7 protein-coding genes are annotated in these 8436 nt (G+C 72.7%); 1 reads left to right on the top strand and 6 read right to left on the bottom strand.

Translation table 11 applies throughout. The features are described from left to right. From E4P40_RS12175 to crcB, 3 genes are all read right to left on the bottom strand, one after another. A partial coding sequence (locus E4P40_RS12175) for a trehalose-6-phosphate synthase (RefSeq protein WP_135158850.1) occupies nucleotides 1–1197 on the bottom strand: 1197 nt, incomplete at its 3' end. Nucleotides 1198–1210: 13 nt separating this feature from the next. Then, nucleotides 1211–1561, bottom strand: coding sequence for a CrcB family protein (locus tag E4P40_RS12170; protein ID WP_135158851.1), 351 nt, complete (start codon nucleotides 1559–1561; stop codon nucleotides 1211–1213). Further along, the gene (gene crcB / locus E4P40_RS12165; protein WP_245160288.1) at nucleotides 1558–1968 is read right to left on the bottom strand and encodes a fluoride efflux transporter CrcB; all 411 of its coding nucleotides are present in this window, start codon (nucleotides 1966–1968) and stop codon (nucleotides 1558–1560) included. Before crcB ends, E4P40_RS12170 begins: the two co-directional genes overlap by 4 nt. 45 nt (nucleotides 1969–2013) lie before the next feature. Between crcB and E4P40_RS12160 the strand changes: the two genes are divergently transcribed. Beyond that, nucleotides 2014–3117, top strand: a complete 1104-nt coding sequence (locus E4P40_RS12160) for a CaiB/BaiF CoA-transferase family protein (protein WP_245160289.1) — start codon at nucleotides 2014–2016, stop codon at nucleotides 3115–3117. A gap of 58 nt (nucleotides 3118–3175) precedes the next feature. Here the strand turns inward: E4P40_RS12160 and ngg are convergent, their stop codons facing one another. The 3 genes from ngg to E4P40_RS12145 form a co-directional block, all read right to left on the bottom strand. Further along, entirely contained in the window at nucleotides 3176–4939 is a 1764-nt protein-coding gene (gene ngg / locus E4P40_RS12155; protein ID WP_245160290.1) for an N-acetylglutaminylglutamine synthetase, read from the bottom strand. A 2-nt stretch (nucleotides 4940–4941) separates the two neighbouring features. Continuing rightward, a complete protein-coding gene (locus tag E4P40_RS12150; RefSeq protein ID WP_135158852.1) occupies nucleotides 4942–6723 on the bottom strand; it encodes an N-acetylglutaminylglutamine amidotransferase in 1782 nt (593 codons plus the stop codon). A gap of 165 nt (nucleotides 6724–6888) precedes the next feature. Further along, nucleotides 6889–8358: a S8 family serine peptidase gene (locus tag E4P40_RS12145; protein WP_135158853.1), complete on the bottom strand. Its 1470-nt coding sequence runs from the start codon at nucleotides 8356–8358 to the stop codon at nucleotides 6889–6891. Between the last annotated feature and the right edge of the window lie 78 nt (nucleotides 8359–8436).

Raw genomic sequence — 8436 nt, 5'->3', positions numbered from 1 at the left:
CAGCGTGCCGCCGAGGTCGCCCCGTGCGGCGACGTACTCCTTCGCGACGAGGTTCATGCCGTCGCGGTACGGCGTCACGAGCATGACGTCGGCCGCCCGGTAGAGGGCGGCCAGCTCCTCGCGCGGCATGGACTGGTTGAAGTAGTGCACGGCCGGCCCGGCGATGGACCCGAAGACGCCGTTGATGTGGCCGACCTGCTGCTCGATGGTCTCCCGCATGTGCACGTAGTGCTCCACGCGCTCGCGGCTGGGCGTGGCCACCTGGACGAGGACGGTGTCCGGGGCCTCCACCGCGCCGTCCTCGAGCAGTTCCTCGAACGCGGCCAGGCGCACGCCGATGCCCTTGGTGTAGTCCAGCCGGTCGACGCCCAGGATGATCTTCGACGGGTTGCCGAGCTCCTTGCGGATCTCCTCCGCGCGCGCGAGCACCTCGGGGGAGCTGGCCAGCTCGTCGAAGGCGGCGACGTCGATCGAGATGGGGAAGGCGCGCGCGGCGACCGTCCGTCCGTCGTACTCGATCAGGTGCTTGCGGGCGGGCAGGTCGTGCAGCCGGCGGGCGAGCTGGACGAAGTTCGACCCCGCGGCGGGCCGCTGGAAGCCGACCAGGTCGGCCCCGAGCAGGCCCTCGACGATCGCCGACCGCCACGGGAGCTGGGTGAACAGCTCGTAGGGCGGGAAGGGGATGTGCAGGAAGAACCCGATGGTGAGATCGGGTCGCTGTTGGCGCAGGAGTGCGGGGACGAGCTGCAACTGGTAGTCGTGCACCCACACGATCGCGCCCTCGCCGGCGACGGCCGCGGCCCGCTCGGCGAAGCGCTTGTTGACCTGGACGTAGGTGTCCCACCAGGTCCGGTGGTACTCGGGCTTCTCGACGACGTCGTGGTACAGCGGCCACAGAGAGGCGTTCGACATGCCCTCGTAGTAGCGGTCGACCTCCTCCTCGGTGAGCGGCACCGGGATCAGCGACATGCCACCGGACTCGAACGGCTCGGGCGCGTCACCGGCGGACCCGGACCAGCCCACCCAGGCACCGCCGCGACCGGCCACGAAGGGCTCCAGCGCCGTCACCAGGCCGCCCGGGCTGCGCTGCCAGTGCGTGTCGCCGTCCGGCCCGACGACCTGGTCGACCGGAAGCCGGTTGGCGACCACGATCACAGGACTGTCCGCGCCGATGCGGTCTTCCGAGTTGTCCCCCATACCGCTGCCGAGCCTAACGGGACAGCGCGTACCCGGCCGCCGCGGCTCCCAGCCCGAGGACGAGGGTGGCCGCGAGGTAGGCCAGCGCCCGCGCGAGTGCGCGCTGCTCGGTCAGCCGGACGACGTCCGCGCCGAACGTGGAGAAGGTGGTGAGGGTGCCGATGAAGCCGGTGCCCACCAGCGCCACCACCTCCCCGGGGACGGCGGACCAGCCGAGGACGACGCCGAGCACCCCGCTGCCGACGACGTTCACCGCGAGCGTCCCGGGAGCCGGATCGCGCCCGCCGCGGCCGGCGATCCGGGTCGCGAGCAGCCGCAGCGGCGCTCCGACGAGGGCACCGGCCACGACGAGCAGGGCGGTCACCGGGCCGTCCGTCCCGCGCACACCGCTCCGGCCGCCACCGCGAGCACCCCACCGAGGACGGACGCCAGCACGTACCCGGCGGCGAGGGGGAGCGCGCCGTCGTCCACGAGCTCGACCACCTCGACGGCGAACGCGGAGTAGGTCGTGTAGCCCCCGAGGACGCCGACGCCCAGGAACGGCTTCACCCAGGAGGGCTCGGGCGAGCGACGGCCGACCGCCCCGAGGAGAACGCCCAGCAGGAAGCACCCGGTGAGGTTGACCAGCAGGGTCGCCCAGGGCCAGCCGCCGGACGGGGCGACGGCCTCGGTCGCCGCCCACCGGGCGAGCGCACCGAGCGCACCTCCGAGGGCGGCCAGGACGTAGGCCATCGGTCCGCCGCCCTCCCCCTCGATCGCGTCGGGCAGCATGCCCTCCGGGAGGGTCGCACGAGGGCGGCCCGCAGCACGGGAGGAGTGGCCTTGGGACCGCTGCAGGGCGTACGGGTCGTCGAGTTCGCCGGCCTGGGACCGGGTCCGTTCTGCGGCATGCTGATGGCCGACCTGGGCGCGGACGTCGTGCGGATCGACCGCCGCGGCGCCCGCGGCGGGCTGATCGGCGCCCTGGGGGCCACCTCGCTTCTCGACCGCGGCAAGCGGTCGATCGCCCTCGACCTCAAGGACGACGACGACCTGCAGGTGGTCCGGGCGCTGGTCCAGCGGACCGACGTCCTGCTCGAGGGTTTCCGGCCCGGGGTCATGGAGCGCCTCGGCCTCGGACCGGACGAGCTGCTCGCGCTCAACCCGGCGCTGGTCTACGGCCGGATGACCGGCTGGGGCCAGACGGGGCCGCTGGCCAGCAGCGCGGGCCACGACATCGGGTACATCGGGCTCTCCGGTGCGCTGGGCGCGACCGGTCGGCCCGACGAGCGGCCCGCTCCCCCGATGAACCTGCTGGGCGACTTCGGCGGCGGGGGAGTGTTCCTGGCGCTGGGGGCCCTGGCGGCGCTCGTGCACGCTCGGGCGACCGGTGAGGGCCAGGTCGTGGACGCCGCCATCGTCGACGGCACCGCCGTCCTGACGACGATGATCCACGGGATGCTCGCGAGCGGCTCCTGGATCGACCGGCGCGGCCGGAACCTGCTCGACACCGGTGCGCCCTTCTACGACGTCTACCGGTGCGCCGACGGGCAGTTCGTCGCGGTGGGGGCGCTGGAGGAACAGTTCTACGCGGCCCTGCTCGACGGTCTGGGTCTGGCCGGGGACGAGTCGCTGCCCGACCGCACCGACCCGCGGCAGTGGGCTGCCCTGCGAGAGCGATTCACCGAGGTCTTCGCCGGCCGGACCCGTGCGGAGTGGTGGGCCGTCTTCGAAGGCACCGATGCCTGCGTGGCGCCCGTCTGGTCCCTGCTCGAGGCGACGTCCGACGGGCACAACACGGCGCGCGGCGTGTTCGTCGAGGTCGACGGCACCCTGCAGCCGAACGCCGCGCCCCGGTTCTCCGCGACCCCCGGCGCGGTGGGCTCCGTGCCGTGGGTGGGTCAGCACGACCTCGAGATCCGCGCCGAACTCCACCTCTAGGTGCCGAAACCGCCATTTCGGCACGCCCGAGGACGTGCCGAAATGGCGGTTCTGGCTACTACCGGCGGCGGGTCTCGGGGAACAGCAGGTCGACGAACCGCTCGACGACCGGCTGCGGCTCGTGGTTGGCCAGCCCCGGCCGCTCGTTGGCCTCGATGAAGACGTAGTCGGGGCCGTCGAGGTCGGGGACCAGGAAGTCCAGACCCGTCACCGGGATGCCGAGCGCCGTGGCGGCCCGGACCGAGGCGTCGGCGATGTCCGGGTGCAGGCGACTGGTGACGTCCTCGATGGTTCCGCCGGTGTGCAGGTTCGCCGTCCGCCGGACGCGGATCCGGGTGCCGTTCGGCGGGACGTCGTCCATCCCCCAGCCGGCCTCGGCGACCACCTCGGCGGTGATGTCGTCGAGGGGGATCCGCGACTCCCCCTCGGTGGCCCGCTCGCGGCGGATGCTGGTCGAGCGGATCAGCTCGGTGACCGTGTGCCGGCCGTCGGCGAGGATCTCCGCCGGCCGGCGGACGGCGGCCGCGACGACCTGCCGGTCGATCACGATGACGCGGAGGTCCTCCCCGGGCACCAGTTCCTCGACGAGGACGTCGGGGCAGAACTGCAGCGCCGCGGCCACCGCGCGCTCCAGCCCCGCCTCGTCGGTCACCCCGACGGTGATCCCCCGCCCCTGCTCGCCCCGAGCCGGCTTCACCACGGCCTCGCCGACCTCGGCGAGCAGAGCGCGGGCCGCGACCAGGTCGCCCTCGCAGGCGACGGTCCCCTTCGCCACCCGGACGCCGGCCCGCTCCATGATCCGGCGGGTGACCCGCTTGTCGTCGCAGCGGCTCAGGGCCACCGCCGTCGTGAACTCCGACAGCGACTCCAACGTCAGCACCGTCCGTCCGCCGATCGACAGCCGCATCTCGCCGGACAGCGGATCGGTCACCTCGACCCGGATCCCGCGGCGCAGCGCCTCGTCGGCGATGATTCGCGAATAGACGTTGAGGTCGTCCAGACCGGGGGGCCGGGCGGCGTACAGCGAGGTGTTGATCGGGTTCTTGCGCTTGACGCAGACCGCGGCGACCCGGTTGAACCCCAGCTTCCGGTAGAGCGCGATCGCCGCCGCGTTGTCGTGCATGACCGAGAGGTCCAGGTAGGCACGGCCCCGGCCGACGTAACGCTCGGCCAGCACCCGGACCAGCGCCTCACCCGTGCCCGGCGGGGCGTCCTGGGCGTGCACGGCCAGGCACCACAGGCTCGTGCCGGCCTCGGGGTCCCCGAAGGCCAGGTCGTGATCGACCCCGGTGACCGTGCCGACGATCTTCCCCGTGCGCCGGTCCTCGGCCACCAGGTAGGTGAACGTCCGGGTGCGGTGGTTGCGCCACATGACGTCGGTGTCGCCGGTGACCATCCCGTTGAGGGCGTAGATGTCGTTGATGAGCTCCATCTCGACCTCGGAGGTCACCGTGCGCACGAAGACGCCGCGGATGAGCTCCGAGCGCGGGCGGTACCGGTACAGGTCGAGGCGGTAGGTGTAGCTCGGGTCGATGAACAGCTCGTCCGGCGCCAGCCCGACCAGCACGTGCGGGTCGCGGGGGTAGATGCAGATGTCGCGCTCGCCGGCCTCCTCGGCACGCAGCGCGTCGACGATGCCGCGCAGGTCGCCGAACGTCTGGCCGAAGACCAGCCGCCCCCAGCCGAGGTCGAGGACGACGTCGGTCTGCATGCCCCGCAGCTGGTGCTGGGACGGCTGCTTCCAGGAGCGGCTGGTGATGGCCGGCGCCGAGGGCACCGGCGTCCTCCGCCGGTGCCCGGCGACCCGGGGGGTCCCGGTCACGCTCAGACCCCGTTGGTCTGCAGCCAGAGCTCGAGCAGCCCCAGCTGCCAGAGCTTGTTGCCCTTGAGCGGGGTGAGCTCCCCGTTGGGGTCGGCGAGGAGCTCCCGGACGTACTCGGGGCGGAACAGGGCGCGGTCGCGCGCCGGCTCGCTCGCCAGCGCGTCCCGGACCAGGTCGAGCACCTTGCCCTCGAGGTGGGTGATGGCCGGCACCGGGAAGTAGCCCTTGGGCCGGTCGATGACCTCCGACGGGATGATCCGGCGCCCGATCGCCTTGAGGACGCCCTTGCCGCCGTCGGCGAGCTTCAGCTCCGGGGGGCACAGGGCGGCCAGCTCGACCAGGTCGTGGTCGAGGAACGGGACGCGGGCCTCCAGGCCCCAGGCCATGGACATGTTGTCCACGCGCTTGACCGGGTCGTCGACCAGCATGATCTCGCTGTCCAGGCGCAGGGCGGCGTCCACGGAGGTCTCCGCGCCGTCCCGGGTCATGTGCGCCCGGACGAACGCCAGGCTCGGGTCCTCGGCGAGGGCGTACCGGTCGGAGACGATCGCCCGCATCGCGGCGTGGTCGCGATCGAAGAACCGTCGGGAGTACTCGGCGATGCCGGCCTCGCGGTCCAGCCCCGCCAGCGGCGGGTACCAGTGGTAGCCGGCGAAGACCTCGTCCGCGCCCTGCCCGGACTGCACGACCCGGATCGTCTGCGAGACCCGCTCGCTGAGCAGGTCGAAGGCCACGACGTCGTGGCTGACCATCGGCTCGGCCATCGCCCCGATGGCGTGCCCGAGGGCCCCCGCGAGCTCGTCGGAGCCGACCCGGATCCGGTGGTGGTCGGTGCCGAAGTGCTGCGCGATGACGTCGGAGTAGGCGAACTCGTCGCCCTCCTGCCCGGCGACGGACTCGAAGCCGATCGAGTAGGTCGCCAGCCCGGTCTGCCCCTCCTGGGCGAGCAACCCGACGATCAGGCTGGAGTCCAGGCCGCCGGAGAGCAGCACGCCCACCGGGATGTCGGCGACCAGCCGGCGGCGGACGGCGACCCGGAGCGCCTCCTCGACGGCGTCCTCCCAGTCCCGCGCCGACCAGCCCGCGTGCTCGGGACGGCGCTCGTAGCGCGGCTCCCAGAAGCGGTGCTCCCGACTCGTGCCGTCGGGCTCGACGACCCGGACGGTCGCCGGCGGCAGCTTGCGGACGCCGTTCAGCAGCGTCCGCGGCGCGGGGACGACGGCGTGCCAGGTGAGGTAGTGGTGGAGGGCGACCGGGTCGACGGAAGTGTCGACGTCGCCCGCGCGCAGCAGGGCAGGGAGCGTCGAGGCGAACCGGAGCCGGCCCGGTGTCTCGGCCAGGTACAGCGGCTTGATGCCCAGGCGGTCACGGGCGAGGACGACGCGACCGGAGTCCCGCTCGTGGATCGCGAACGCGAACATGCCGTGCAGGTGGTCGACGACGTCGGTGCCCCAGTGGGCGTACCCCTTGAGGATGACCTCGGTGTCGCTGTGGGAGAAGAAGCGGTAGCCGTGGCCCTCCAGCTCGGCCCGCAGCTCCTGGTAGTCGTAGATGCAGCCGTTGAAGACGGCGGTCAGGCCGAGCTCGTTGTCCACCATCGGCTGGGAGCCGCAGGTGGACAGGTCGATGACCGACAGCCGGCGGTGGCCGAACGCCACCCGGCCGAAGCTCGCGACCCCCTGACCATCCGGTCCCCGGGGCACGAGGGACTCGACCATCCGGGCGACCGCGGTCGTGTCGGCCAGGGTTCCGTCGAACGTGATCTCGCCGCACAGCCCACACATACGTGCCGATCCAACCAGCGGCCGCGGGGCCCCGCGACGCGGGCACGGCGCGTCGTGAGCCAGTTCACGCCGTCCTTACACAGCCGTTCCACGTGGAACACGAGCGAGGGCGGCTCCCCCACCCGGGAGCCGCCCTCGTCCTTCCACCCATCCCATCCAGTGGTTCTACGCGGCGGCTCCGGTGAGCCGGCCGACCGCCGCGACGACGTCGACGAGGCCGGTGCCCTTGTCGAAGGACGTCGCGTAGCCGCCGACGGTCTCGTAGGGGGCGCCGTCCGTGTAGCGGTGCGTGGTGCCCTTCAGCGCCGCCTCGATCTCCGCCGGCGTGGCCGAGGGGTCGGCCTGGAAGAGCTGAGCGACGATGCCCGCGATGTGCGGAGCCGCCATCGAGGTGCCGCTGATGGTGTTGAACGTGCCGATGTCCAGCGCGCCCGGCCCGTTGCGCGGGTCCAGGCCCGTCGAGCAGATCGGCAGGTAGAGGCGGCAGGACGACGTGATGTTCTCGCCCGGTGCCGAGAGGTCGGGCCAGGTGGACGGCTCGGTCGCGTCGCCGCGGGAGGAGTACTCGCTGACCACGCCGTCCCGGGTGCCGGTGTCCTGGTCGTAGTACGAGGCGACCGAGAGGATGCCGCCGGTCGGGTCCTGGCCCGACGGGTTGGTGACCGACGCCGTGCCGTCGCCGCCGTCGTTGCCCGCTGCCCAGACCGTGACGACGCCCTCCGCGACGAGTGCCCGCTGCAGCTTGACCGTGGCCGAGTTCGGGTCGAACTCGCCGCCGCCGGACGGGCCGTAGGAGTTGTTCGTGACCTTGATCGGCGGGCAGACGTCGGCGGGGACACCTGCGCCGCAGGGCGCCTCGTGGTTCTCCAGCACCCAGTTCAGCGCCGAGTCGGCGCCGACGATGAGCAGGACGGCGCCGGTCGAGATGGACACCAGGCTCGCGCCGGCGGCGGCGCCCTGGAGCGATCCGCCGTCCGCCAGCTCCGTCGGCCGGCCGGCGACGATGCCGCTGACGTGCGTCCCGTGCCCCCCGCCGGAGATGGTGTCGGTGTCGACGACGCCCGGGACAGGGATGACGCAGTCGGGTTCGGTGTTCGACTCGACGAGGCAGACGCTCTTCAGGTTCGCGACGACGGCGCTGGAGCCGTCGGGGTTCCGGAAGTAGGGGTGCGTGGGGTCGATGCCGGAGTCGATGACGGCGACCGAGACGCCGCTGCCGTCCAGTGCCCGGCCGTTCGCGCCCGTGAAGGTCTGCTCGGCCACGGCCCCGCGGGTGGCGGTGTTGGACGTCTCCTGGGAGAAGGAGATCGGGGTGTTGCCCTCGAGGTAGACGACGCCCGGCTGGGTGCGGGCGGCCTCGATCTGGTCGGCGGTGCCGGACGCCACCACGACGCCGATCCGCTCGAACTCGGTGACGGTGCGCATGCCGGTCGCGCCGACCGCCGCGCGTGCGGCCGCGATGTCCGTCCCGTGAACCATCAGGGTCGTGGCGCCGGACAGCGTGGACAGCTGCTGGGCGAGGAAGTCCTGGACGGGGGCTGCGGAAGGGGCGGCGGATGCGGGCGCGACGGCGAGTGCCGTCGCGACGACCGTCAGGCTCCCCGCCCCCAGCGCTCGGCGGATCGACCGGTTCATGGCACTCCTCGCGGGTCACTGACTGTGGTGCAAGCGGTGTGTGCGCTGTCCCAACGAGCGACCCACGCGGTGGTTACC

Source organism: Blastococcus sp. CT_GayMR20, assembly GCF_004570345.1.
The sequence above is the reverse complement of the archived record's forward strand: the minus strand, read 5'-3'. Positions and strand labels throughout refer to the sequence as shown.